Origin of the sequence: Micrococcus sp. KRD096 (assembly GCF_017168495.1) — a bacterium.
In the GTDB taxonomy this organism is placed as follows: domain Bacteria; phylum Actinomycetota; class Actinomycetes; order Actinomycetales; family Micrococcaceae; genus Micrococcus; species Micrococcus luteus.
This window is the reverse complement of sequence record NZ_JABFAY010000016.1, coordinates 87,702-111,838: the sequence shown is the minus strand read 5'-3', so window position 1 is coordinate 111,838 and position 24,137 is coordinate 87,702. Positions and strand designations below refer to the sequence as shown.

Below are 24,137 nucleotides of genomic sequence, written 5' to 3'. Positions count from 1 at the left end.
GCGCGGCCGGTCCGGGTCGGGAGCATCGGGGCGATCAACTCCCATTGGGTGTCAGAGAGCATCTGGAACCGGGACATGTCCCCAGGGTCTCAGCTGACTCGTGCATCTATTCTCAGACACGCCCTAGTGCTCCCCGCGCGAGCGGGGATGAGCCCCCACAGGCCCTCGTGGACGCCGTCACCGACGCGTGCTCCCCGCGCGAGCGGGGATGAGCCCGCGCCATCCACCAAGCCCGCGCCGAACAAATGGTGCTCCCCGCGCGAGCGGGGATGAGCCCTGCGGCCTCGTCGTCGCCGACCTCGGAGACAAGTGCTCCCCGCGCGAGCGGGGATGAGCCGTCCCCGACCGCGTTGAAGATCGGCTTCAGCTTGTGCTCCCCGCGCGAGCGGGGATGAGCCCTCGGTCGGGGTCTTCTGTGTGGTGTTCATGGTGTGCTCCCCGCGCGAGCGGGGATGAGCCCCTCGACCACCCCACCCGTGGGCAGATCATGGAGTGCTCCCCGCGCGAGCGGGGATGAGCCCCATGTCGCCGGGCTGCATCCGCTTCGCGGAAAGTGCTCCCCGCGCGAGCGGGGATGAGCCGGTCGCGGCGGCGTACCACGGCGTGCCGTGCGAGTGCTCCCCGCGCGAGCGGGGATGAGCCCGCGCGGAGGAACGAGGTGCGGGAGCTGCCCGGGTGCTCCCCGCGCGAGCGGGGATGAGCCCCTGGTGCTGAATCTCCCTGATGACGAGTGTGCTCCCCGCGCGAGCGGGGATGAGCCAAGTCATCGCACAGGAAGAAGCGGATCCCGTTGGTGCTCCCCGCGCGAGCGGGGATGAGCCCTTCCGGATGCCGTCCCCGACCAACGGGATGCAGTGCTCCCCGCGCGAGCGGGGATGAGCCCAGGTGGTGCGCGAACCCTGGTGTGCCGGGCTTGTGCTCCCCGCGCGAGCGGGGATGAGCCCCACGGTGGCCCCTGCTCGAGGTGTCGCAGCTTGTGCTCCCCGCGCGAGCGGGGATGAGCCCCTGACCGCTGATGAGGCTGCGACGAACATCGCGTGCTCCCCGCGCGAGCGGGGATGAGCCCTGGGGGTGATCCAGCTCAAGCCAACGGGCCGGGTGCTCCCCGCGCGAGCGGGGATGAGCCCCACACCCCGTTCCCGTCGTATCCCCGTGAGACGTGCTCCCCGCGCGAGCGGGGATGAGCCTCCTCAACCCGCACATGGTGAGGATCGAGCAGGGTGCTCCCCGCGCGAGCGGGGATGAGCCGTCCATGAGCCGGTCAGCGTCCGGGCCGTCCGCGTGCTCCCCGCGTGAGCGGGGATGAGCCCCAACACCGCCAACGTCTGCACCCTCGTGATCCGTGCTCCCCGCGCGAGCGGGGATGAGCCCTCCCGCCAGAGGGCCGCGCCGGACTCTCCTGCGTGCTCCCCGCGCGAGTAGGGATGGGCCGGTGCCGGCGCCAGCCGCCATGGCCTGGATGGCGTGCTCCCACGAGCGGCGCTCCACCGCCACCCCACTCCTCAGCTCTCCGCCTGGCCCTCCCGCCAGTAGCCCATGAAGGAGACGTGCTTCTTCGGCACGCCGCCGGGGCCCACGCTGAGCCGGCGCAGGGCGCGCACCATCGCGGACTCCCCGGCGAGGAACACGTAGGCCTCGGGCCGTTCGTCGGCCTCGAGGGCGGCGACGGTCCACTCGCGCTCGGCGGAGGCCGCGGGCGGCGGGACCGGCCCGCCGGCGTCGTCGGGGTCCACGCCCAGCAGGGCGGCGAGGCGGGCGTGCGCCCAGGACCCCGACGGCGCCCCCGGCGCCCGGCGGCCCACGTGCAGGCGCACGCGGCCCCGGTCCGCCAGCTCCGTGACGGCCCGCCAGTCCCACGGCTCGGGGACGGCCAGGCGCTCGGCGATGAGGTCGGCGGCCTGCCCGTCGTGGGGCAGCTCGAGCACGAGGTCCGCCTCGCCGTCGAACCCGCCGAACGGGTCCGCGAGCTCCTCCGCCACGGACACCAGGGCGGGGACGGCGGTCTCGTCGCCCACGGCCAGCACCCGGTGCGCCCCCGTCTGCCGCCAGCCGGACCACGCCGGCGCCTCCGCCGAGGGCACCAGCACGTTCACCGCGTCCCCCGCCTGGACGGCGCGCGCCCAGCGCAGGCCCGGCCCCTGATGCGGGTCGGCGGGGTCGTCCGGGTCGCCGTGCAGCACCACGTCCACGGTCAGCGAGGGCACCTGCCGCCCGTCGAGCCGCACGAGCCCGGCCGAGCGCACCGTGTACGTGCGCATCCAGCCGCGCTCCTCCTCGGGGATGGCCAGGAACCCGGCGCGGAACCCGGCGGACAGGTCCGGGTCCGCCGACGTCCCGCCCGGCGGGGGGATCAGCAGCTTCACATAGGCGTCCCGGCGCGGCCGCGCGCCCCGGTACAGGGCGTGCAGGTCGGCGACGCCGGGCGGCAGCAGTCCCAGCAGGTCCCCGCTGGCGGCCTCCAGGTCCGGGCCCGCCAGCACGATCCGCCGGAACCCGCGGCACGGCTGCTCCACGGACACCACGCGCGTGTGCGCCACGATCATGCCGTCGGCGCTCATCGGCGGTCCCCGTCCCCCCGCGGCAGCACCACGGGGTGGCCCAGCAGCGGGTCGGCCACCACGTCCGCGTCCAGGCCGAACACCTCGGCCAGCACCTCCGGCACGATCACCTCGCCCGGCGTGCCCTGCGCCACCACCCGGCCCGCGGCCATCGCCACGATGTGGTCCGCACTGCGCGCCGCCAGGTTCAGCTCGTGCAGCACCGCGACGACGGTCGCCCGGCCCCCGCCGCGCGGGTCCGGGAGCGCGCGCACCAGGTCGAGCACCTCCACCTGATGGCTGAGGTCGAGGTAGCTCGTGGGCTCGTCGAGGAGCACCACCGGGGTCTGCTGGGCGAGCACGAGGGCGAGCCACGCCCGCTGCCGCTGCCCGCCGGAGAGCGTGCCGGCCTCGCGCTCAGCGAGCTCGCCGAGGTCGGTGCGCTCGAGCGCCGAGGCGATCGCGGCGTCGTCGCCGGCCGCCCGGCCGCCCAGGAGCCCGCGGTGTGGGTGACGGCCGCGCGCCACGAGCTGCGCCACCGTCATGCCCTCGGGCGCCACGGGATGCTGGGGCAGCAGCGCCACGGTGCGGGCGTAGTCGCGCGCGGACACGCGGGCGGCGTCCCGGCCGAGCACCTCGATGCTCCCGGCGCGCGGGACGAGCTGGCGGGTCAGGCCGCGCAGCAGCGTGGACTTGCCGCAGCCGTTGGCGCCGATGATCGCGGTGACGCGCCCGGCGGGCACGTCCAGGTCGAGGTCCTCGACGATCGGCGGTGCCGAGGCCGGGCCGTAGCCGAGCGTCAGGCCGCGCAGGCGGATCGCGACGTCGTCGGCGGCCCCGGCGCGCGGTGCGGCGGGGGACGGGACGGTGAGCGGGGGAGCGGTCATGCGGAGCGCACGCCTCCTGGGGTCCGGCCCTGGCGCAGCAGCAGCCAGAGCATGAGCGGGGCGCCGGCGGCGCCGGTGAGCACACCGGTGGGCAGGGCGGCGCCGGTGAGCAGGGGGACGGCCTCGCCGGCCACGAGGTCCGCGAGCAGCACGAGCGCGGCGCCCGTGAGCGCCGCGGCGGGCAGGGAGGGCAGGCCGCGGGTGAGCCCGCGCGCCACCGGGGTGGCCAGCAGCGCCACGAACGCCAGCGGCCCCACGACGGCGGTCGCCACGGCGGCCAGCACCGCGCCGAGCCCCAGCGCCGCGGCCGAGGTGGGGCGCGGCCGGGCGCCGAGGGCGTGCGCGAGGTCCGGGCCGACGTCGGCGGGGGCCAGCCGCGCGTGCAGCACCCCCGCCAGCGGCAGGGCGGCCACGAGCACGCCCGCGAGCAGCGCGATGCGCCTCCACGTGACGCCGTTGAGCGAGCCGGCGATCCAGACGGTGGCTGACTGCAGGTCGTGCTGGGCCAGCGAGAGCATGGCCCCGGCCACCACGGCCTGGCCCGCCGCCGCCACCGCGATGCCGGCCACGACGAACCGTTCGCCGCCCACCGAGCGGGCCGTGGCGAACACGGCGACCACCGCCGCGAGGCCACCGATCAGTGCCGTGGCGGCGCGCATCAGGTCCGATCCTCCGCCGGTCTGCCCGGCGGTCGCCAGCATTCCCAGCACGACCGCCGCCGCGGCGCCCTGGGTGACGCCCAGGATGTCCGGCGAGGCCAGGGGGTTGCGCAGCGTGCGCCGGTAGAGCGCGCCGGCCGCGCCCAGGGCGGCGCCGGTGAGCACCGCGGCCACGGCGCGGGGCAGCTTCTCCTCCAGCACGATGAAGCTCGCTCCCGGGATCACTTCCCCGCCCAGGATCCGCACGAGGTCCGGGACGGTCACCTGGTACGCGCCCCACACCACGCGCAGCAGGGCGAGGGCCAGCACGGCCACGGCGAGGCCCGCACAGGCCCATCCGAGGCGGCGCCGGTCGGAGCGGCGCAGGCGGGCGACGACGTCGTCCGAGGCGGTGCGCTGGAGGCTCATGCGGCCACCCCCGGGCGGCGCAGCAGCGCCAGCAGCACGGGCACGCCGAGCAGGACGGTGGTCACCCCGAGGTGGATCTCCCCGGGCGCCACGACGAGCCGCCCGGCGAGGTCCGCGAGGATCACGAGGACGGCGCCCCACAGGGCGCAGCCGACCATCAGGGCCCGCGTGCTCGGCGGCCGCAGACGGCGCAGCGCGTGGGGCACGAGCAGCCCCACGAACCCGACCGGCCCGGCCAGCGCCACCGCCGCGGCCGTGAGCAGCACGACCGCGCCCAGCAGCACCGCGCGCACCCGCTCCGGGCGCCCGCCCAGGCCGTGCGCGAGGTCGTCGCCGAGGGCGAGGGCGTCGAGCCCGGGGGCCACGGCGACGGCGGCCAGCAGCCCGACGGCGATCACGGGCGCCAGGGCGAGCGCCTCGCCGAGGTCGGCGCGGGCCACCGTGCCCACGGCCCAGAACCGCAGTCGGTCCTGGACCGTGGGGGAGAGCACGAGCAGCGCCGTGGTGCCGGCGGTGGCGCCGGCGGTGAGCGCCGCGCCGGCCAGCACGAGCGCCATGGGGGAGGGGGCGCCGGGCGTCCGTCCTCTCCGCGTGGCGGCCGCCGCCACCGCGTAGCCGAGCGCCGCCGCGATCAGCGTCCCGACGGCGGCCAGCGCCAGCACCCCGAACGTGGACCCGGCGACGCCCAGCGCCATGCCCGCCGCCACGGCCAGCCCCGCGCCGGCGGAGAGCCCGAGCAGCCCCGGGTCGCCGAGCGGGTTGCGGGTGGCCCCCTGCAGGGCCGCGCCGGCCACGGCCAGCGCCGCCCCCACCAGCGCCCCCGTCACCACGCGGGGCACGCGGGAGGCCACGGCCGCCGCCTCGATGCCCTCCGGCACGGGGTGCCCGGTGAGGACCGCGCCCAGGGTGTCGAGCGCCGTCGTCGCCGGCACGGTGCGCGCGCCGAGGGCGACGCCGGCCACGAGCGTCGCCAGCAGCAGCGCCGCTGGCAGGGCGCCCATCAGCACGCCCGCGCGGGCGCGGGCCGGGGAGGAGAGGGCCGTGGACGGCATGGGGTGGGATCAGCCCTGCGCGGTCTTCGCGGCCTCGGCGATCGGCGGGACGACCTTCTCGAGCGCGAACGGGATGGACAGCGGGGAGATCGCGGAGACGGAGAGGACCTCCTGCTCGTCCGTCTGCAGGACGAGGGCGCCGGCCTTCACGGCCGGGATCGAGCCCAGCAGGGGGTCGGACTCGATGGCCTCGCGGACCGAGTCCTGGGCGGCCCAGGAGACGAACACGTCCGACTCCAGCTCGTCCGCGCGCTCGGGCGACCACGTGAAGAAGAACGCCTGGTCCTCCGGGGAGTTCTCCGTCACCACCGGCGCCTGCTCCATGCCGAGCAGCTCGAGGAACTTCGGGCGGTTGTCCACGTCCGTGTAGATGCTGATCTGGTCCGCGGCGGCGGGGTCGATGGTGCCGTAGACGAAGGAGGCGCCCTGGAGGTCCGCGTGCTTCTCGCCGGCGTCCTTGATCTGCTGCTCGAGGTCCGCGATGAGCTCCTCCGCCTCCTGCTCCTTGCCGAGCACGCGGCCGATGACCTCCGTGGACTGCTGCCACGAGGTGCCGTAGGCGGGGACGTCCTTCGGGTAGGCCACGGTGGGGGCGATCTTCGAGAGGCGGTCGTAGTCCTCCTGCGTGATGCCGGAGTAGACGGCGAGGATGACGTCCGGCTTCACGGCGGCGATCGCCTCGGCGTCGATGCCGGAGGCCTCGGACCACTGCACGGGCTTCTGGGCGCCCTCGGTCTCGGCGAGCTTCGCGTCGAACCAGTCGGTGGACTTCTCCGCGTTCCCCCCGAACTCCACGGCGGCCATGCCCACCGGCACCACCCCGAGGGCGAGGGTCACGTCCTGGTTCACCCAGGACACGGTGGCCACGCGGGTCGGGCGCTGCGGGATCTCGGTGGTGCCGTAGACGTGCTCGATGCTGCGGGGGAACGCGGCGTCCCCGCCCGCGGCGTCCGACGACGACGCACCGGCAGACGAGGACGAGGCCGAGCCTCCGGCCGGGCCGGTGGAGCACGCGGCGAGCAGGAGGGTGAGGCCGACTCCCCCGCCGGCGAGGAGGGAGCGGCGGGACAGGGGGGACGGTGCCATGGTGGTGGCCTTTCACGGTCGCGACGCGCGGGCGCCGGGCGGAGGGGGTCGGGTCTGCGGGCGTCAGCCTGCCCTCCGTCCGCCGCACCCGCCCCGCCCCGCAGGGGGTCCGTGAGCGGATCGCGCACGCCGTCGTGTCCCGGCTGCAGCCGCGTCCCGTGCCGCCGGTGGACCGTCGGAGCCGCCTGGCGTGGCAGGTCTCGGGGGCACTGCCGCTGATCGGGTGCCTGACCTCGTTCCCCATCGGGATGTCCAAGGACTCCATGGTGATCCCGGGCGTCGGCTATCAGGGCGGTTTCCCCGCGGGCTGGTCGCACGCCCTCAACCAGCCGGCGTACTTCACGTGGCTGTCCAACGCGCTGGTCGCGGGCACGTCGCTCACGCTGGCCGCGCGTCGTGAGGCGCCCACGTCGGACACGTTCTGGGCCGTGCGCACCGCCGGCCTCGGCTCGGTGATGGTCACGGGGATCGTCTACAACGCGGTGCTGCGCGGCCGCGAACAGGACACCTTCCTCTACCGGTTCAACGACGCGCTGCAGCACATCGTCAACCCCGTGCTCGCCCCGGCGGTGTGGGCGCTGTTCGACCCGCGCGGGCAGATCACGCCGCGGCGCGCCGGGCTGGCCTCGGTCATCCCGCTGATGTGGGCGGCGGTGACCATGGCGCGCGGGCCCCGCATCGACTGGTACCCGTACCCGTTCCTCGACGTGCCGCGGCTCGGCCGCCGCAGCGTGGGCGTCGTGCTCGCCGGGATCCTGGCCGGCTTCACCGGGCTCATGGGCGTGCTCGGCACCGTGGACCGCCGCCTCGGCCTGGCCTGAGGGGCCGTCCCCGGCGCTGGCGGCGCGTCAGTCGCCGCGGACGGCCTCGGCCACGGGCACGTCGCCGTCCACGAAGTCGATCTTCCGGCCCACCGTGCCCGGCTCGCTGAGCACGGCCACGATCGCCCGGGCGACGTTGCCGCGGCTGGCCTCACGCTGCGAGGCGTCGGAGCCGGAGAGGTCCGGGTCCACGGTGATGCGGCCGGACGCCTCCTCCTCGGTCAGGGCGCCGGGGCCGAGGATGGTCCAGGCCAGCCCGGAGTCCCGCAGTGCCTCGTCCGCCTCGGCCTTGGCCTGCGCGTACGTGTAGAAGGGGTCGTCCTCGGGCACGTCGTGGTGCAGGGACGCGCCGAGGTAGGACACCATCACGTAGCGGCGCACGCCCGCGGCCTCGGCGGCGCGCATGCTGGCGACGGCGGCGTCGTGGTCCACGGCTCGGGTGCGCTGGGCGTCCCCGCCGCCGGCGCCCGCGGAGAACACGACGTTGTCCGCGTCGCGCAGCGCGTGGACCAGCTCCTCCTGGTCCGCCTTCTCGATGTCCAGGACGAGCGGCTCGGCGCCGGCGGCGCGGACGTCCTCGGCGTGGTCGGGGTTGCGGATGAGGGAGACGACGTCGTGGCCGGCCTCCGCCAGCAGGGGTGCGGCGAGCAGGGCCACCTTGCCGTGGCCGCCGATGATCACGGTGCGGGTCATGGGGATCTCTCCTTCGGTTCGATCGGGTGCTGACCTCCCACAGTAGGGAGAGCCCGACGCCGGTGCGAGGGTGGAGCGGCGCGCGACGACGTCGCCGTCGAGGCACCGTCACATCCTGGGCGGGATCCCGGATGGCTCCGGGAGCAGTCGGACCCTCGCGCCCGCCCTCGTACGCAATAGGGCTCATCACCGCGGACGGCGGTGCTCGGCTCGGCCTAATGACCTTCTACCAGGAACGACACTAATCCCCCTGGCAAGACCTAGAAAGTATTGTGTACGGGGGTTTGGGGGTGGAAAATTGTGGCGCTCCACACAAGTGGGCGCTAGTGTCAGGCATGCGCGGGAGCTGTGCATGAGAAAAGCGGCTGGGCCGGACACGTTAAGGAGGGGCCATGACACCGCGGGCCGGATGGTCCCCGCAGGCTCTGAGCCTGTGGGCGAAGACAGGGGCGGAGCCGGAGGAGTGGCTGGACCTCCCACGGCACCTGACCGATAGCGCTGCGGTCGGGAAATGGCTCTGGAACAACTGGCTCGCCCATGGGCTTCGGAGTCGTTTGGACACCGATCTCGAGCTCCAGGGTGAGGGTGAGGTGCTCGCGGCCTGGCTGGCGGGTGTGCATGACGTCGGCAAGGCGACACCAGCGTTCGCCGCGCAGCTCATGTCGGACCCGAGCCGGAGTGCGTTCGCCATGCGAATCCGCGACGCAGGCCTTCCCCTGGTCAGGCCTGCGGGACCTGCTGATTGGTTCCCTCACGCGGCGGGGAGCCAGGTCGCCGTGAAGCGATGGTTGGTGAGCGAAGGGCTCACCCGGTCAAGATCCGCCGCCGACGCGCTTGCCTCCGTCGCGGGCACGCATCACGGCCTGCCCTCTGCCCGGCCGCATCTGCGCAAGGCCGAAGCCGCGGGCGCAATGGCCCCCGCTTGGACCGAGGTCCAAGATGAGCTTCTGGCTGGTCTGACCGAGCGCCTCGGGGCGCGCGCCGTGGTGGAACGGGTCTTGCGAGGGGATGTGACCGCATTCCACCAGATGCTGCTGACCGGGCTTGTCGTCATGGCGGACTGGATCGCTTCCAACCCGGACCTCTTCCCCCTGACGCCGGCAGCTGAGGTTGATGAACCGGCACGTCTGACCCGGGCAATGGGCTTCCTGGAGCTCACGGGAGCGGTCAAGGGCCGATCGTTGCCCACGGAGGCCGTGGATGCCTACCAGTCCTCCTTCTCGTGGCCGAATGGGCGGCGACCGTGGCCTGTCCAGGAGGACGTCCTGCGCGCAGCGCGCGAAATGGAGGGGGCTGGCCTTCTCTGCATCGAGGCCCCCATGGGGGTGGGCAAGACGGAGGCCGCGCTGATGGCCGCGCACGTGCTGATGGAGCGCACGGGGAGGAGCGGTGTCATCGTGGCCGCCCCCACGATGGCGACGTCGGACGCGCTCTTCCACAGGGTGCGCGCGTGGACTGAGCGCAACCTCGGTGGCGCTGGACCGGTCTCGCTCGTGCTCGCCCATTCGAAGGCCGCCCTCAATGAGGAAGCCGCCGGCTTGCCACTCGTCGGCATGGGAGCGCGCGGTGTGGGTCTCGATGAACCGGAGGCAGGGTCGCAGTCCGTGGTGGCGCATCAATGGATGAGTGGGCGGAAGAAGGGCATTCTCTCCTCGGTGGCGGTGGGCACGGTGGACCAGGTGCTCTTCATGGCGTTGCAGTCGAAACACATGATGCTGCGGCACTTGGGACTCGCATCCAAGGTGGTGGTCATCGACGAGTGCCACGCCTACGACGCCTACATGAACCAATACCTGGCTCGTTCCCTCCAGTGGCTCGGCGCATACGGCGTGCCGGTGATCCTGCTCTCAGCAACTCTGCCCCCCGCCGTCAAGGATGAGCTTGTGAGTGCGTACGCCTCCGGGAAACGGGGGGCTCCGTCCCTCGACGCCGTCCCCGACCTGGGTGTGGCATACCCGGTGTTGACCTCGGCGGACGACGCCGGCGTGCGCGCCGTCGCATCAGCCCCATCGGGCAGGCGCTCTGAGGTGCGCTTCGCTCCCGTGTCAGACGACGATGCGACGCTCGCGGAACTGCTCGCCCCCTGCTCTACCGAGGGTGGGTGCCTGGTGGTCGTGTGCAACACGGTGGCCCGGGCTCAACATGCCTACGCCCTCGCACGCGGGCTCGTCGGAGACGATGCCGTGCTCATGCATTCGCGGTTCATCGCGCGCGACCGTATCGCTCAGGAGTCCGCTCTGGTCGCGGAACTGGGGCCGAGGGCGACTGGGGGTGAGGGGCGCCCTTGGCGCCGGGTCGTCGTCGCCACCCAGGTGGTGGAGCAATCGCTGGACCTCGATTTCGACGGCATGATCACCGACATCGCGCCAATGGACCTCTTGTTGCAGAGATCAGGCCGCGTCTACCGGCACGATCGCCCCTTGTCTGACCGCCCTGCGTGGGGCCGAGTGCCGCAGGTATGGGTTAGGGGCGCGGACGATGGAGGATGCGGCGAGACTGCGCCGGTGTTCGACTCAGCGATGGAGACGATCTACCCGCCCGCGATTCTCACGGCGACGTGGGCCGCCTTGGACCTCCACCACGGTGGGCGGGAAGTGTCAGTGCCGACAGAGATCCCGAGCCTTGTCCGCTCGGTCTACACAGACGACGCTGTGGTCCCCGAGGCGTGGCGTGACGGCTGGGCGGTGCAACGGTCTGGCTGGGCGGCGAAACAGGAGGAGTCTCGTCGACGAGCTGCGAGTTTCCTTCTTCCCGGGGGGCATTCTGCGGAGTCATTCGCCGACCTCTGGGCCGGTCCGGCGGAGGATCCGGCCACGGAGCGCGGCGAGGCCGCCGGCCTGGCTCAGGTCCGAGACACAGAGCCCACGCTTGAGGTCCTGCTCGTCAAGGAGGCCGAGGGCGGCTACGTGCCATGGGGAGCCGGGCCGGACACAGAGGTCATCTTTGCGCAACAGGTGCCTTCGCGGCACCAGGCCCGTGCAGTGGCGGAGTGCTCGGTTCGGCTGCCCGCGCGCTTCTCACGGCCGTGGCTTTTCGAAAAGGCCCTTGACGAACTCGAGAGCCGGACCGACCCGGCCTGGCAGCAGTCCCCGCTTCTGCGAGGCCAGCTTCAACTCACGGTGGACGACGAGGGTCGTTCAACCGTAGCCGGCATCCCTTTGCGCTACGACGTGGAACTGGGACTCATCGACGGCGCCCGGAACAGCCCAGCGAACGAAGGAATGCGATGACCGAGTTGATGGTGGAGAGCTTCAACCTGGTGGACCGCCCGTGGGTGCGCGTCCTCACCTTAGACGGATCAGAACGTCTGCTCTCTGTGCGTGAGGTGTTCCAGGAAGCCCGGCGTATCGAACGGATTGCCGGGGAGAGCCCCCAGCAGGACATTGCGGTCCTCAGGGCGCTCCTCGCCGCCTGGTGGAGCGCGCACCGTGACGATCCCCGCTTGTCCGGCTGGAACGCCCGAGACGCGCGCCGATGGTGGCTCGCCCAGTTCACGGGAACCGAGGACGAGCAGGGTCTGGCAGTGCTGGACGACTACTGGGAGCGGGTGCGGCCGCGGTGGGACCTCCTGGATGCCCGCGCCCCGTTCATGCAGGTTGCGGGCTTGCGCACGGCCAAGGATGAGTGGGCGAGTGTGCGCAAACTCGTGCCCGATGCCGAATCCCCCTACTTCACGTTGCGCGCGGGGGCCGCGGCAGAGTCGTTGACCCTCGATGAAGCGGCGCGCTGGCTGGTGCACTTGCATGCCTGGAACTACTCGGGCATCAAATCGGGTGCCGTCGGAGACCCCCGCGTCAAGGGAGGGAGGGGCTATCCCATCGGCACCGGATGGAGCGGCAAGGCCGGGGGAGTCGTCCTTCACGGCCGCAACCTGGCCGAGACGCTCGCCTTGAACACTCCGGTCATGACCGTGTTCACGCAGGACTCGGCGTCTGACCTGCCCGTGTGGGAACGCGAACCGGACACGGCTGCACCCCGAGGTGTCGAAGTGCCGGCAGGGCCTCGAGAACTCCTCACCTGGCAGATCCGTCGCGTCCGGCTACGCGTCGAAGACGGCCGGGTCACCGGCGTGGTGGTGGCGAACGGCGACCGGATCGAACTCAAGAACACCTTCGCTGATCCGATGACGGCGTACCGGCACAGCGAACCCCAGAGTAAGAAGGCGGGGCACGACGTCTCGATGCCGAAGGCCCACAGCGAATCACGCTCGCTGTGGCGGGGTGTGGAGCCGTTGTTGGTCCGTGACGGCATGGAAGCAGTGAGGACGCGAGATCGCGCACCGGCGACGGTGACCGGCCTGCAGGACGTCCGAGACGCAGTACGGGACGAGGACATGGCCGACCTGGTGGTCGGAGTGGAGCTCGTCGGTGCCGTCTACGGAACCCAAGATGCCGTGGTGACAGCAACAATCCGCGAGGAGATGCCCTTCCGATTGGCCGCGTTGATGGACTCCGACCCCGCGGTGGCGGACACGGTCGTCACCGCCGCGGAGCTGACGATGGATGCTGCCGTCGGGCTTGGCCGACTGGCCGGGAACCTTCACGAGGCCGCCGGCGGGGAGTATGCGTTCGTTCCTGCGGCCACGGAGGCGGCCTTGGCTGGTCTCACGGAGCCGTTCAAGAAGTGGTTGCTCCGCGTCCGGCCCGGGACCGACCTGCTTCAGCTCCGGGATCAGTGGTTCGGTTCCGTCGAGAGGCACCTGCGTGAGCATGGACGGATTCTGGTGAACGGCGCGGGGCCGGTTGCCGCCGTTGGGCGGGAGGACGCCGACGGTCGCCTTCATTCCGCACCCACGGCCTGGGCCACATTCGTCCGGGGCCTGCACAAGGCCCTCGACGGGGAGGGTCGGCGGTCCCGTCGTGCAGCCGAAGCCGAGCCGGCCCAGCCACGTGGCCAGGCATGACCAGCGCCGATGCGCCCACGATCACCCCAGGATTCAAGGAGGACCCCATGACCACCCCCGCGACACCAGGCCGAGAGGCGGACCCTGTGCTGGCCTCCCGTGAGACGGAAGAACCGACGCTGTACAAAGCCGTCGCCTCCGCTGCCTACCGGCTGCAGCGCAACATCCTGAGCGGGGACTCCCATGCGCAGGCCGGTGCGAGGGCCACCCTGAGCCTGCTCAGACGGGCGGTCGCCCAGGAACCGGGAGACGACCCGCTGGTCTGGAACGCGGTCGCCCAGGACATTCTGGGCGAACTTCCGTCGCGTGATGTCGGGCGTGGAGACGTGCCCTCGCCTGCGGAATGGGCCGCCTTCGTGGCGATCACGCTCTTCGCCTCCCATCAGCAGTCCCAGCGGGCCCCGATGCATGTCCAGGGAGTCAGCGTCGGCTCCGCTGTCGCCCGACTCCGCCGAGCGACCGACGGCGGGTCGATCAAAGCACGTCTCGATGCAGTGATGGTCGCATCGACTCCCCGCGCTCTGCGCTATCACCTGCGTTCTTTGGTTTCACTGCTGGGCGCCCATGGGGTCCCGCTGGACTACGGACGGCTGGCGGAAGACCTGCGGCGGCTGCGCCACCCAGAGCATCGCAGGGGTGTGGTGCTGCGGTGGGGGCGCGACTACGCCGCCGGTCTGAGCAGGGCCCCCGGCACCGAGACCACAGACGACTGACCCCCCCATCCCCTTCTTCCCTCACGACCAGCCCCTGGAGGACATCATGAGCCTGTACATCGACATCCACGCCTTGCAGACCCTGCCGCCGAACAACATCAATCGGGACGACACCGGTGCCCCGAAGACCGCAGTCTTCGGGGGTGTGCCTCGGCAGCGCGTCTCATCGCAGGCGTGGAAGCGTGCGATCCGAAAGGACTTCGCAGAGCTGCTGCGGCCAGACGAACTCGGCGTCCGCACCAAGCGTGTGGTGGAGAAGATCGCCCGACGAGTTCTCGCTCTGCAGGGGACCCCGGACGCCGACATCCAAGACGAGGTCCAGCGGGAAGCACTGGCCGAGGCCGCGGGACGGGTGGAGGCCCTCCTGAAGGCTGCGGGATTCAAACCGGAGAAGAAGACCAAGGGGAGGGCGGCAGCCGCCGAGGAAGAGCAGCTTGAGGCGCTGTTCGCTGAGGTGGGGTATCTCATGTTCCTGAGTGACAAGCAGATCACCGCCGCGGCTGAGGCCATCGTGGCCACCCCGGAGGGGCCATGGTCGAAGAAGGCGGCAGCGGCTCTCCTTGACGACGCGCATTCGGTGGACATCGCCATGTTCGGGCGGATGATCGCCGATGCGGCCGACTTCAACGTGGACGCCTCGGTTCAGGTGGCCCATGCCATCGGTGTGAGCGCATCTGAACCGGAGTTCGACTACTTCACGGCCGTCGATGACGTTCGGGAGGATGTCGAGGAGGCAGGTGCCGGCATGATCGGCACCGTCACCTTCACCTCGTCGACCCTCTATCGCTACGCCAACGTGAACATGGAAGCGTTGACATCGAACCTCGGTTCAGAGGAGGCCGCCTTGCGTGCGGCACAAGCGTTCGTGACCTCGTTCATCCGTTCCATGCCCACCGGCAAGCAGAACACCTTCGCCAACACCACCCTGCCCGACCTTGTCGTCGTCGCCGTGCGCGAAGATCGGCCTGTCTCTTGGGTCAATGCCTTCGAGGAGCCGGTGCCGAACGAGGTGGAGGGGGGCCGCCGTCGTGAGGCCGCAGCCCGCCTGGCCACTGAGGCGGCCGCACTCGATGGCATGTACGCGTCGCCCGCTCGCCGGACGTGGGTGATCGCGCCTCCGAGCCTCGCCGACACAGTGGAGACCCTGGGCCCCGTGGTGGATCGTCAGAGCATGCTCACGGAGCTCGAAGCGGAGCTGAGCGAGGCGATGGCGTGACGACACTGCTTTTGAAGTTGAAGGCCCCGTCACAGGCGTGGGGGTCGTCCAGCCGATACCAGCGTCGAGAGACGCATCTGGTTCCGACGAAGTCCGGGGTAGTGGGCCTGCTGGCAGCCTCAGAGGGCCGGCGTCGGACTGACCCTGTCGAGGACCTCGCCGGACTGGAATTCGGAGTGCGGGTGGACCAGCCGGGAACGTTGCTCCGCGATTACCAGACGGCGATCGACTGGGAGAAACGATCATCCGCGCGACTGAGCGAACGCTATTACCTCCAGGACGCGTGTTTCGTCGCCGCCATCAGTGGGCCGGTGGAACTTATCGAGTCACTTGAAGGTGCACTCGCGACGCCCTCCTATCCGCTGTATCTGGGGCGTCGCGCATGTCCCGCTGGCCCAGACCTGGTACTGGGGGTGAGTGATCTCGAGGTCGAGGAGGCCTTGCGGAGTGTCGCCTGGCAGGCATCCGGCTGGTACCGGAAGACCCGGGGGACTCAGGTGCCCCTGCCGATCTATCGGGATGCCCGCCCAGGTGAGCCGGTCGAAGAGCGGGTGCAGGATCTCCCCCTCAGCTTCGACCCGGCCCGCCGGGAGTACGGTTGGCGGTCGGTGCACATGCCGGAACCGCACATCGTGGCGAACACGGAGGGGCGGGACCGGGTGGACCCCTTCTGGGAGGCGGTGGTGGGCGCGTGAGCGTGCTGTCGAGGATGTCGATCAATGGGGCCACACGTGGCGGGCGGAGTCTGCTGGGAGACCGGCAGGCCATGCACGCGGCCGTGATGGCCGGCTTCTCCCCTGAGGCGCACGATGACATGGACGGTCGAGTGCTATGGCGCGTGGATCGCGACGGACACCGGCACACTCTCTACGTCACCAGCCCCGTTGAGCCAGACCTCACCCATCTCGTCGAACAGGCTGGATGGGCGGGACAGACATGGCAGTCTGCGGACTACGGCCCGTTCTTGGGGCGTCTCGCGCGGGGCCAGCACTGGGCGTTTCGCCTGGCGGCCAATCCTGTGAAGGCCAAGGCGCAGGCAGACGGACGCCGCAGCCGCCTGCTCCCTCACGTCACGCCGGAACAACAGATGGCCTGGTTGGAGGCCCGCGCTCCCGGTTGGGGCTTCACGGTCCCCCGAGCTGGAGAAGGTGACCGGGCGGCGCTGACAGTGACCCGGCGCCGGGACGAACGTTTCGGCCGTGGCCGAGAGGGCGCAGAGAAGCCTCTCAATCGGGTGACGCTGCGGGTGGTGCAGTTCGACGGAGTCCTGACGGTCGAGGACGCCGACCGTCTGCGGCAGTCGTTGCAGGACGGCATGGGACGGGCCAAGGGATACGGGTGCGGTCTCATGACGCTGCGGCCGGTGGCGAGCTGAGTATGAGTCCGGCCCGCCCACGTATGGAGGCTCGTGAACTGACACGGGTGACGGACCGTCTCTCTTTCGTGTATCTCGAACGGGCGACCATCCACCGTGACGGGAACGCGATCACGGCGACGGACCAGGACGGGGTGCTCCACATCCCCTCTGCCGCTCTGGGCTGCCTTCTGCTCGGGCCGGGCACCCGGGTCACGCACGCCGCGATGTCTCTGCTGGGGGATTCCGGTGCGTCCGTCGTGTGGGTCGGAGAGAACGGCGTGCGCTACTACGCGCACGGCCGTGGCCTGGCACGTTCAACGAGGCTGCTGATGCGTCAGGCGGAGTTGGTCGCGACCACCCGTTCGCGCCTTGCCGTGGCGCGTCGAATGTACGCGATGCGCTTCCCCGGGGAGGACGTTTCGTCGATGACGATGCAGCAACTGCGGGGGCGCGAGGGTGCCCGGGTCAGACAAACCTATCGGCGGATGGCGGAGCGTTTCGACGTGGAGTGGACCCGTCGGGACTACGACCCTGAGAGCTTCGATGATGGCGACGTCGTGAACCGTGCCCTCACGGTGGCCAACACGGCCCTCTATGGCGTGGTGCATGCCGTCGTGGTGGCGCTCGGCTGCTCTGCCGGACTCGGGTTTGTGCACACCGGCAATGACAGGTCGTTCGTGTACGACATCGCCGATCTGTACAAGGCAGACGTCGCGATACCAGCGGCATTCGAGGTGGCGGCGACCGCGGGCGCCGATGTGGAGACGGACGTCCGGCGGGCTGTTCGAGATGCGGTCGTCCGGCTGAGGCTTATGGAACGGATCGCCCGGGATGTTACGGAACTGCTCCTCGGTGAGGACGTCTTGATGGAGGGTTGGGAGCAGGATGAAGTGCTCTCGCTATGGAGCGGCCGAGGGGGCCAGGTTGTCCCGGGCGGCGTGAGCTATGGGGACGAATTGTGATGGTGCTCGTTCTGACAGCTGCCCCGGCAGGGCTGCGAGGCGAACTGACTCGGTGGCTGATGGAAGTCGATGCGGGCGTTTTCGTGGGGAACCCCTCTGCCCGCATCCGGGAGGAGCTCTGGAAGAAGACCAGAGAATCAATCAAAGAAGGTCGTGCGTTGTTGATCTACTCGGCGGCCACGGAGCAACGGCTCCGCGTTGAGACGCACCGCCACCACTGGCGTCCAGTTGACGTGAAGGGCCTCACCTTGATGAGACGTCCACTGCCGGACGGCCCGCCCTCCATGGAGGCCCAGAGACGGACTGGATGGAGTGTTGCCCGTCGAGGGCAGCGTGCGTTGCGACCGTCGTGGCGACGAGATCAACACCGCGAAAGTGAATGATTCGTCTGGGCTGATGAGTCAGTAGGCTAGTGATTGGGCCAATTCTCGAGTGTGCTCCCCGCGCGAGCGGGGATGAGCCCCAGTCCCAGTTCGAGGTCCTCGCCCCGGCGTTGTGCTCCCCGCGCGAGCGGGGATGAGCCTGGATCAACCGCAACCAATACGTCCCCGTGGACGTGCTCCCCGCGCGAGCGGGGATGAGCCTCCACATGGACGAGAGCATCCCCTCGGACTGTTGTGCTCCCCGCGCGAGCGGGGATGAGCCCAGGTCGTCCAGGGCGGTGAAGTCGCCATCGGCGTGCTCCCCGCGCGAGCGGGGATGAGCCCGGCGTGCTTCCATTGTGCGGCGGCTTCCACGTGTGCTCCCCGCGCGAGCGGGGATGAGCCTAGGGCGTGTCTGAGAATAGATGCACGAGTCAGCTGAGACCCTGGGGACATGTCCCGGTTCCAGATGCTCTCTGACACCCAATGGGAGTTGATCGCCCCGATGCTCCCGACCCGGACCGGCCGCGCGCGGGATACGGTGGCCTGGTGAGCCAGAACCCCCTCCCCGCCCCGCGCGGCGACGCGCAGCGCGGCGCCGCCGACCACCACGACCGGGTCTCCGCGATGTTCGACGCCATCGCCGGCCGCTACGACCTGATGAACGCCGTCATGACATGGGGTCAGGAGCCGCGCCTGGTGCGCCGCACGGTGGCGCGGGCCAACATCCCCGCGCAGGCCCGCGTGCTCGACCTGGCCACCGGCACCGGGGACCTCGCGTTCGAGGTGCTCAAGCAGCACCCCGACGCGCAGGTGGTGGGCGCCGACATCGCCGCCGAGATGATGGAGGTCGGCCGTGCCCGCGCGGGCGGGGAGCGCATCGAGTGGGTCGTCGCGGACGCGACGGACCTGCCGTTCGAGGCCGGCTCGTTCGACGCCGTGACCCACGGCTACCTGCTGCGCAACGTCGCGGACATCCCGGCGACCCTCGCCGAGCAGTTCCGTGTGCTGCGCCCGGGCGGCTGGGTCGCGGCCCTCGAGACGTCACCGGCGCCGGACAACGTGCTCAAGCCCTTCTCCTCCTTCTACATCCACCGGGTGATGCCACAGCTGGCGAAGCTGATCGCCGACCGGCCGGAGGCCTACGCGTACCTGTCCTCCTCGACGAAGGCGTTCCACACGCCGGACGAGGTCGCGGACCTCTTCGCGGACGCCGGCTTCGTGAACATCGGGCACGAGACCCACATGTTCGGCACCCTGGCCACGCACTGGGCCATGAAGCCGGTCGACTGACGCGGGCCACGCGGCGCGGCGTGGGCGTGAGGCGGCCCCGGTGGCGCCGCCGGATGTGTCAGGGCTGTGACGAGTCACGCTGATGTCCGCGTTCCGAGAAGACTCTGGGCCGACCCGGCTGGTCCGCGTAGCATGGGGCTCCGTCGAGGGGGGACCCGCGCACCCCCCGGCCTCCGGTCGCCGCCCGTCCGTCATCCCCCGGAACGGCGTCGCCCTCCGTCGCGAGGCGCTCGTCCCCCGCAGCCCGTGACGCCCGCGTGGGCACCGTGAACCGTCTCTTGAACGTAGAGGAACCTTGTGAGCCCCATCCAGAGCACCACCGGCCCGTCATCCATGGCGGAGCTGAAGAAGGTCCTGCCCGAGCTCTCGCACCCGGACGGCGCACCGGTGCGGGTGCTCGTCGTGGACGACGAGCCGATGATCGCCGACCTGCTCTCCATGGGCTTCACCCTCTGCGGCTGGGAGGTGATCGTGGCCCACGACGGCGCGACCGCCGTCGAGCTGGGCGCCGCCGGCCGGCCGGACCTGGCGATCCTGGACGTCATGCTGCCGGACATGGACGGCCTGGACGTCCTGGAGCGCCTGCGCGCCCACTGGTCGGAGATGCCCGCCATGTTCCTCACCGCCAAGGACGCGACGGAGGACCGTGTGGCGGGCCTGGCCGCCGGCGGCGACGACTACGTGACCAAGCCCTTCTCGATGGAGGAGGTGCTCATCCGCGCACACCGGCTCGTGCAGCGTTCCGGTGTGGTCTCGGGCGGCTCCGAGGTGCTCGTGGTCGGCGACCTGGTGATGAACACCCGCACCCACGAGGTGACCCGCGGCGGCGACGAGATCGAGCTGACGGCCACGCAGTACAACCTGCTGAAGTTCCTCATGGCCAACGTCCGCACGGTGCTCTCCAAGGAGCGCATCCTGCAGGACGTCTGGGGCTACGACTTCGGCGGCCGCGCGAACATCGTCGAGCTGTACATCTCCTACCTGCGGAAGAAGATCGACGCGGATCGGGATCCCATGATCCACACCGTCCGCGGCGCCGGGTATGTCATCCGGCCCGCCTGAGACCGCCGCGGTCCCGTCGGGGCACGGCAGCACCCGCCGCAGGCGGCCCACGTCGCTGGCCCGACGCATCGGCGCCGGCGTCCTTCTGATCCTGATGGCCACCATCCTGGCCTACTCGTTCTACGCGGCCGGCATCACGAAGGCGCTGCTGACCGAATCCGCCTCCCGGGACGCCTCCGAAGCATGGATCCGCGCTTCGGAGCAGCTGACGGCCCCCTCGCCGGGCGGAGGGGGCGACGGCGGCCCGGGGCAGGGGGACCTCCGCGTGCCGGGTACCCTCGGCCAGCCCGAGGGCACGGTGGTCGCGCTCGTCCCGCTCTCCGGTCTGGAGGAGCATCAGCAGGACGCCCTCATCGGGCACCGGGTCGGTGACGCCGGGGAGTCCGTGCCGCTCACGGCGCGGGAGGCCAACGACCTTCTGCACGCCCTCCGGGACCGGCCGGGCGGGCCGATACTGGACGCCGTCGTCGGCGACGTCTCCTATCGCGTCCAGGCCCAGACCCTGACCGCGCCGGGCCCCTGGGTGGCCGCGGACCAGGTGCTCGTGGTGGGGGCGCCGACGGGCGCCATGTCCGACGTCACACGGCAGGCGCTGCTCGCGGTCGCCGTCGGACTGTCCGTCACCGTCCTCACCACCGCGATCCTGGTGACCCTGTGGCTGCGTCGGGGACTGGCCCCGCTGCGCGAGGTCGCCGCCGTCGCCGAGCGGGTCGCCCAGGTGGACATGGCCCGCGCCGGGCTCGATCCGGAGGACTCACGCATGCCGCCTCGGCTCCTGGAGGGGCCGGACGAGGTGGCTGTCGTCGCCCAGGCGCTCGACCGGTTCACCGGCTCGGTCGAGGCGGCCCTGGAGCAGCGCCGCGTGCAGGAGCAGCAGATGCGCCGGTTCATGGCGGACGCCTCCCACGAGCTGCGCACGCCGCTCGCCTCGGTGCGCGGCTACGCCGAGATGATCGCGATGACGGAAGAGCTCTCCGCGACTGGTCGGCGGTCGCTCGGCCGGGTGCTGTTCCAGGCCGACCGGATGGCCGCCCTCGTGGACGACATGCTCCTGCTCGAACGGCTCGAGTCCGTCTCGCGCGGCCGGGCCATGGGCCTGGAGCCCTCCGAGGAGGTGGCGCTGGCCGAACGGGTGGATCTGTCCGAGGTGGTCCTCGAGGGGGTGATGGACGCCCGCGCGGCGTGGCCGGACCACACGTGGGTGGTGGACCTGCCCGAGGGGGTGGAGCCGGGCACCCAGCGGTCCGTCACCGGTGACCGGTCGCAGCTGGCCCGCGTGGTCGGCAACCTGCTCTCCAACGCGGCCAAGCACACCCCCGTCGGGACCACCGTCACGGCCTCCGTGCGGCAGGACCAGCCCCGGCCCGGCCTCATGCTCGTCAGCGTCCACGACGACGGCGGCGGCATCCCGGCCGACCGACACGCCACCCTCTTCCACCGCTTCGTCCGCGGCCCCGGGAAGGGCCGGACGAGCGCCTCGGGCACGGAGCCGTCCACGGGTCTGGGTCTGGCCATCGTGCGCTCGATCGCGCGCAGCCATGGCGGGGACGTGACCGTGGCGTCCGAGGGCGGGTGGACGCGTTTCGACGTCGTCGTGCCCTGCACCCCGGGGCGCGCCGGGCCGGGGGCTGCGGGCTCCTGCTGCGGCTCCGCCCGGGCCGGCCGGCCCTGACCCCGGGACGGCAACCGTTGACGTACCCCCACCCCCCTGTATGTACGGTGCCTGTGTATGACCGAAAGGGTCGTCCGGGACTTCCGGCCGATCCACCCCGACGCCGGTCGGCGAAGGCCGCCGGTGAGAGGAGCACGAACATGACTGACATCCGCCGCACCGCCACTGCCCTGACCCTCGCCGCCGCCGTCGTCACCGGCCTCGGTGCCCCCGCCGCCGTCGCGCAGACCACGGCCCCGGCCACCGAGGCCGCCACGACGGCACCGGCCTCCGAGTCGCCCGCCCCCCAGGAGGAGGAGAAGGACGACAACGGCAACTGGGGCCTGTGGGGCCTGGCCGGCCTGCTGGGCCTGGCGGGCCTGGCCGGCCGCCGCAAGCGTGAGGTGCACGCCGAGCCCGTGCGCCGCGACCACCACGTGGGCGGCGCGCACCGCGACCATGACGTGCACCGCGTGGACGACCGCGCCGGCGACGTGCGCGCCGAGGGCGCGGACACCCGCCGCCCGGGCACCGGCGACGCCCGCTGACCCGACCCCGGCCGCCCCGAGCGGCCCGTGACCGCGACCCCCGCCCCTCCGGCGGGGGTCGCGGCGCGTCCGGGGCGGGTCTCGAATGCGCCCGTCAGTCCGCGGTGTCCCCCGCCGAGGGCGCGGCGCGCAGCACCGCGTCCGTGAGGCGGTCCAGGGCCGCGGTCCCGGCCGTCCAGCGCTGCCAGTGCAGGTGCACGTCGGCCGCGCCGAGGGCCGGGATCGGCTCGAGATCGGGGTGCCGGCCCTCGAGCACGCCCGGCGGGATCTGCACCGAGGGGAGCATGCCCCACCCCAGCCCGAGCTCCACTGCCCGCAGATACGCGTGCACGGACGGCACCAGGTGGGTCGGCGGGTCGGCCACGGGCCGGCCGCGGGTGACGCGGCGCAGCACCGTGTGCTGCAGGCCGTCGCGGGGGCCGTAGTCCACGATCGGCAGCGTGCCGAAGTCGACCCGGCCCCGCGCGTCGCGGTGCAGCTCCAGCAGGAAGGACGCGCACACCGCGTGATAGCGCATCGTGCCCAGCGGGGTGGAGGTGCACCCGGCCACGGGCGTGGGGTCGTCCGTCACGGCCGCCACGACCGCGCCGTCCCGCAGCAGGACGGCGGTGTGCTCCTGGTCCTCGGACTGCATCTGCAGGACGACGTCGTCCCACGTCGCCGCCTCGCGCAGCACGGGCTCCCACCACGTGTCGAGGGAATCCGCGTTGAGGGCCACGCGCAGCGGCACGCGGCCGCCATCGCCCCGGCCGAGCGCGGCGAGCGCCTCGTCCTCGAGCGCGAGGGTCTGCCGGGCGAGACGGAGCATGCGCTCGCCGGCCGCGGTCGGCCGGACGGGGACGGTGCGGGCCAGGAGCACCTGGCCCACCTGCCGCTCCAGGGCCTTGATCCGCTGCGAGAAGGCCGAGCCGGAGATCCGCAGGGAGTCCGCGGCGGCATCGAAGGTGCCGTGGTCGACGGCCGCGACGAGGGCGCGCAGGTGGTCGGAGTTCATGCGGTCCAGGGTAGGGGTCGCCATGAAGGATGTCTTCAGATCCTGAAGAAGATCGCGATGGCACGGACGTGGGACGGCTCCTATCCTCGCTCGGTGACCATCTTCGCCACCGGATTCCTGACCTACCTCGCCCTCATCGTCGCCATCGGCGCGCAGACCCTGTTCCTGCTGCGCCAGATCGTCCGACGCGACCGCGTGTGGACCGTCCTGACCGTGTGCTTCGTGGCCGATGTGGCGCTGCTCGTGCTCGGCGCCGGCGGTGTGGGCGTGGTGGCCGATCGCTGGCCGTGGCTCGTGCCCGCGCTGACCGTGGCCGGCGTGGTCTACCTCCTCGGGTTCGCCGCGGGCGCGCTGCGCTCCGCCTGGCGCGGGGACCGGACCCTCAGCACCGCGGCCGCGGACGTCGAGGGGACCGGGCACGGCCCCGACCGCATCGACCTCGCGGTCCTCACCGGTGAGCTGCCGCTGATCGACCCGGCGACCGGCCGCCTGGCCGAGCGCGACCGCGAGCCGGCCGGGGCCGGCGTCGGGCGTCACGACGACGGCGCGCCCGGCTTCGGCGCTCCCTCGGGCGGCGGGTCGGTGGCGGTGCGGCAGTGCGTGCAGCCGCGCCGCGTGGCGCTGGACCGCCCGCAGACGCCGCTGCCGCGGATCATCCTGCTGGCGCTGTCCGTCTCCCTGGTGAACCCGCACGCCATCCTCGACACGGTGGTGATGATGGGCACCTTCGCGCAGACGTTCGGGGCGGCGAAGTGGGCGTACGTGGGCGGCGCGGTGGCGGCCTCGCTCGTGTGGTTCACCGCGCTCGGCTGGGGCGGCACCAAGCTCGCCCCGTCCATGGACTCGGCGCGGACGTGGCGGATCGTGGACGCCGTGGTGGGCGTGCTCATGCTGGGAATCGCCGTGAAGGTGGGGCTCACGCTCCTCTGAGCC

General features: G+C 71.9%; 21 protein-coding genes and 2 CRISPR repeat arrays. Of the genes, 14 read left to right on the top strand and 7 right to left on the bottom strand.

All coding sequences use genetic code 11. The annotated features are described in order from the left end of the window. Positions 1-126 precede the first annotated feature (126 nt). A CRISPR array of direct repeats spans positions 127-1,492; the repeat unit is 28 nt; unit sequence GTGCTCCCCGCGCGAGCGGGGATGAGCC. Positions 1,493-1,502: 10 nt separating this feature from the next. Genes J1M41_RS07640 through J1M41_RS07620 form a run of 5 tightly spaced genes read right to left on the bottom strand, consistent with a single transcriptional unit; the run spans position 1,503 to position 6,629 of the window. After that, a complete protein-coding gene (locus J1M41_RS07640) occupies positions 1,503-2,558 on the bottom strand; it encodes a siderophore-interacting protein (protein WP_073117449.1) in 1,056 nt (351 codons plus the stop codon). Continuing rightward, positions 2,555-3,424, bottom strand: coding sequence for an ABC transporter ATP-binding protein (locus tag J1M41_RS07635; RefSeq protein WP_206451480.1), 870 nt, complete (start codon positions 3,422-3,424; stop codon positions 2,555-2,557). The genes J1M41_RS07640 and J1M41_RS07635 overlap by 4 nt, the downstream gene beginning before the upstream one ends. Then, complete coding sequence (locus J1M41_RS07630; RefSeq protein ID WP_206451479.1) at positions 3,421-4,491, bottom strand: iron chelate uptake ABC transporter family permease subunit; 1,071 nt, start codon at positions 4,489-4,491, stop codon at positions 3,421-3,423. Before J1M41_RS07630 ends, J1M41_RS07635 begins: the two co-directional genes overlap by 4 nt. Further along, entirely contained in the window at positions 4,488-5,543 is a 1,056-nt protein-coding gene (locus tag J1M41_RS07625) for an iron ABC transporter permease (RefSeq protein WP_206451478.1), read from the bottom strand. Before J1M41_RS07625 ends, J1M41_RS07630 begins: the two co-directional genes overlap by 4 nt. Before the next feature lie 9 nt (positions 5,544-5,552). Beyond that, the gene (locus tag J1M41_RS07620) at positions 5,553-6,629 is read right to left on the bottom strand and encodes an iron-siderophore ABC transporter substrate-binding protein (protein ID WP_115165666.1); all 1,077 of its coding nucleotides are present in this window, start codon (positions 6,627-6,629) and stop codon (positions 5,553-5,555) included. A gap of 134 nt (positions 6,630-6,763) precedes the next feature. Here J1M41_RS07620 and J1M41_RS07615 point away from each other — a divergent pair, with 134 nt between their 5' ends. Next, entirely contained in the window at positions 6,764-7,450 is a 687-nt protein-coding gene (locus tag J1M41_RS07615) for a Pr6Pr family membrane protein (protein ID WP_342214085.1), read from the top strand. A 27-nt stretch (positions 7,451-7,477) separates the two neighbouring features. On the opposite strand, the gene J1M41_RS07610 is transcribed toward J1M41_RS07615, so the two are convergent. Further along, positions 7,478-8,143 (bottom strand): SDR family oxidoreductase, encoded by a 666-nt coding sequence (locus tag J1M41_RS07610; protein ID WP_073117318.1) that lies wholly within the window; start codon positions 8,141-8,143, stop codon positions 7,478-7,480. Between the two features lie 392 nt (positions 8,144-8,535). Between J1M41_RS07610 and cas3 the strand changes: the two genes are divergently transcribed. The 12 genes from cas3 (at position 8,536) to J1M41_RS07550 (ending at position 22,210) form a co-directional block, all read left to right on the top strand. Next, positions 8,536-11,373, top strand: a complete 2,838-nt coding sequence (gene cas3, locus J1M41_RS07605; RefSeq protein WP_206451477.1) for a CRISPR-associated helicase Cas3' — start codon at positions 8,536-8,538, stop codon at positions 11,371-11,373. Next, positions 11,370-13,046 (top strand): type I-E CRISPR-associated protein Cse1/CasA, encoded by a 1,677-nt coding sequence (gene casA, locus J1M41_RS07600; RefSeq protein WP_073117316.1) that lies wholly within the window; start codon positions 11,370-11,372, stop codon positions 13,044-13,046. Before cas3 ends, casA begins: the two co-directional genes overlap by 4 nt. 47 nt (positions 13,047-13,093) lie before the next feature. Further along, the gene (gene casB / locus J1M41_RS07595) at positions 13,094-13,759 is read left to right on the top strand and encodes a type I-E CRISPR-associated protein Cse2/CasB (RefSeq protein WP_073117315.1); all 666 of its coding nucleotides are present in this window, start codon (positions 13,094-13,096) and stop codon (positions 13,757-13,759) included. A gap of 46 nt (positions 13,760-13,805) precedes the next feature. Continuing rightward, positions 13,806-14,975, top strand: coding sequence for a type I-E CRISPR-associated protein Cas7/Cse4/CasC (gene cas7e / locus J1M41_RS07590; protein WP_073117314.1), 1,170 nt, complete (start codon positions 13,806-13,808; stop codon positions 14,973-14,975). Beyond that, complete coding sequence (gene cas5e / locus J1M41_RS07585) at positions 14,861-15,670, top strand: type I-E CRISPR-associated protein Cas5/CasD (RefSeq protein ID WP_342214084.1); 810 nt, start codon at positions 14,861-14,863, stop codon at positions 15,668-15,670. The genes cas7e and cas5e overlap by 115 nt, the downstream gene beginning before the upstream one ends. Beyond that, complete coding sequence (gene cas6e, locus J1M41_RS07580) at positions 15,667-16,350, top strand: type I-E CRISPR-associated protein Cas6/Cse3/CasE (RefSeq protein ID WP_256598160.1); 684 nt, start codon at positions 15,667-15,669, stop codon at positions 16,348-16,350. The genes cas5e and cas6e overlap by 4 nt, the downstream gene beginning before the upstream one ends. 2 nt (positions 16,351-16,352) lie before the next feature. Then, on the top strand, positions 16,353-17,294 hold the full coding sequence (gene cas1e, locus J1M41_RS07575) for a type I-E CRISPR-associated endonuclease Cas1e (RefSeq protein ID WP_073117312.1): 942 nt from the start codon (positions 16,353-16,355) through the stop codon (positions 17,292-17,294). Continuing rightward, entirely contained in the window at positions 17,234-17,677 is a 444-nt protein-coding gene (gene cas2e, locus J1M41_RS07570; protein WP_342214083.1) for a type I-E CRISPR-associated endoribonuclease Cas2e, read from the top strand. Before cas1e ends, cas2e begins: the two co-directional genes overlap by 61 nt. Positions 17,678-17,728: 51 nt before the next feature. After that, positions 17,729-18,061: a CRISPR direct-repeat array (repeat unit 28 nt; unit sequence GTGCTCCCCGCGCGAGCGGGGATGAGCC). A gap of 144 nt (positions 18,062-18,205) precedes the next feature. Beyond that, positions 18,206-18,949 carry a ubiquinone/menaquinone biosynthesis methyltransferase gene (locus J1M41_RS07565; RefSeq protein WP_159305688.1) on the top strand — a complete coding sequence of 248 codons (744 nt, stop codon included), beginning with the start codon at positions 18,206-18,208 and terminating at the stop codon, positions 18,947-18,949. A gap of 333 nt (positions 18,950-19,282) precedes the next feature. Beyond that, on the top strand, positions 19,283-20,011 hold the full coding sequence (locus J1M41_RS07560) for a response regulator transcription factor (RefSeq protein WP_036334475.1): 729 nt from the start codon (positions 19,283-19,285) through the stop codon (positions 20,009-20,011). 94 nt (positions 20,012-20,105) lie between these two features. Further along, complete coding sequence (locus J1M41_RS07555; protein ID WP_241247831.1) at positions 20,106-21,683, top strand: cell wall metabolism sensor histidine kinase WalK; 1,578 nt, start codon at positions 20,106-20,108, stop codon at positions 21,681-21,683. Between the two features lie 140 nt (positions 21,684-21,823). Further along, positions 21,824-22,210 (top strand): WGxxGxxG family protein, encoded by a 387-nt coding sequence (locus tag J1M41_RS07550; protein ID WP_036314487.1) that lies wholly within the window; start codon positions 21,824-21,826, stop codon positions 22,208-22,210. A 94-nt stretch (positions 22,211-22,304) separates the two neighbouring features. Here the strand turns inward: J1M41_RS07550 and J1M41_RS07545 are convergent, their stop codons facing one another. Continuing rightward, complete coding sequence (locus J1M41_RS07545) at positions 22,305-23,228, bottom strand: ArgP/LysG family DNA-binding transcriptional regulator (protein WP_080981707.1); 924 nt, start codon at positions 23,226-23,228, stop codon at positions 22,305-22,307. 69 nt (positions 23,229-23,297) lie between these two features. Between J1M41_RS07545 and J1M41_RS07540 the strand changes: the two genes are divergently transcribed. Next, positions 23,298-24,134 carry a LysE family transporter gene (locus tag J1M41_RS07540; protein ID WP_342214082.1) on the top strand — a complete coding sequence of 279 codons (837 nt, stop codon included), beginning with the start codon at positions 23,298-23,300 and terminating at the stop codon, positions 24,132-24,134. The last annotated feature ends 3 nt before the right edge of the window (positions 24,135-24,137 follow it).

What these genes read in the sequence shown, in the direction of transcription:
- J1M41_RS07640 (WP_073117449.1), bottom strand. Translation starts at nt 2,558, where the DNA reads ATGAGCGCCGACGGCATGATCGTGGCGCACACGCGCGTGGTGTCCGTG.
- J1M41_RS07635 (WP_206451480.1), bottom strand. Translation starts at nt 3,424, where the DNA reads ATGACCGCTCCCCCGCTCACCGTCCCGTCCCCCGCCGCACCGCGCGCC.
- J1M41_RS07630 (WP_206451479.1), bottom strand. Translation starts at nt 4,491, where the DNA reads ATGAGCCTCCAGCGCACCGCCTCGGACGACGTCGTCGCCCGCCTGCGC.
- J1M41_RS07625 (WP_206451478.1), bottom strand. Translation starts at nt 5,543, where the DNA reads ATGCCGTCCACGGCCCTCTCCTCCCCGGCCCGCGCCCGCGCGGGCGTG.
- J1M41_RS07620 (WP_115165666.1), bottom strand. Translation starts at nt 6,629, where the DNA reads ATGGCACCGTCCCCCCTGTCCCGCCGCTCCCTCCTCGCCGGCGGGGGA.
- J1M41_RS07610 (WP_073117318.1), bottom strand. Translation starts at nt 8,143, where the DNA reads ATGACCCGCACCGTGATCATCGGCGGCCACGGCAAGGTGGCCCTGCTC.
- cas3 (WP_206451477.1), top strand. Translation starts at nt 8,536, where the DNA reads ATGACACCGCGGGCCGGATGGTCCCCGCAGGCTCTGAGCCTGTGGGCG.
- casA (WP_073117316.1), top strand. Translation starts at nt 11,370, where the DNA reads ATGACCGAGTTGATGGTGGAGAGCTTCAACCTGGTGGACCGCCCGTGG.
- casB (WP_073117315.1), top strand. Translation starts at nt 13,094, where the DNA reads ATGACCACCCCCGCGACACCAGGCCGAGAGGCGGACCCTGTGCTGGCC.
- cas7e (WP_073117314.1), top strand. Translation starts at nt 13,806, where the DNA reads ATGAGCCTGTACATCGACATCCACGCCTTGCAGACCCTGCCGCCGAAC.
- cas1e (WP_073117312.1), top strand. Translation starts at nt 16,353, where the DNA reads ATGAGTCCGGCCCGCCCACGTATGGAGGCTCGTGAACTGACACGGGTG.
- cas2e (WP_342214083.1), top strand. Translation starts at nt 17,234, where the DNA reads ATGGAGCGGCCGAGGGGGCCAGGTTGTCCCGGGCGGCGTGAGCTATGG.
- J1M41_RS07560 (WP_036334475.1), top strand. Translation starts at nt 19,283, where the DNA reads ATGGCGGAGCTGAAGAAGGTCCTGCCCGAGCTCTCGCACCCGGACGGC.
- J1M41_RS07555 (WP_241247831.1), top strand. Translation starts at nt 20,106, where the DNA reads ATGGCCACCATCCTGGCCTACTCGTTCTACGCGGCCGGCATCACGAAG.
- J1M41_RS07550 (WP_036314487.1), top strand. Translation starts at nt 21,824, where the DNA reads ATGACTGACATCCGCCGCACCGCCACTGCCCTGACCCTCGCCGCCGCC.
- J1M41_RS07545 (WP_080981707.1), bottom strand. Translation starts at nt 23,228, where the DNA reads ATGGCGACCCCTACCCTGGACCGCATGAACTCCGACCACCTGCGCGCC.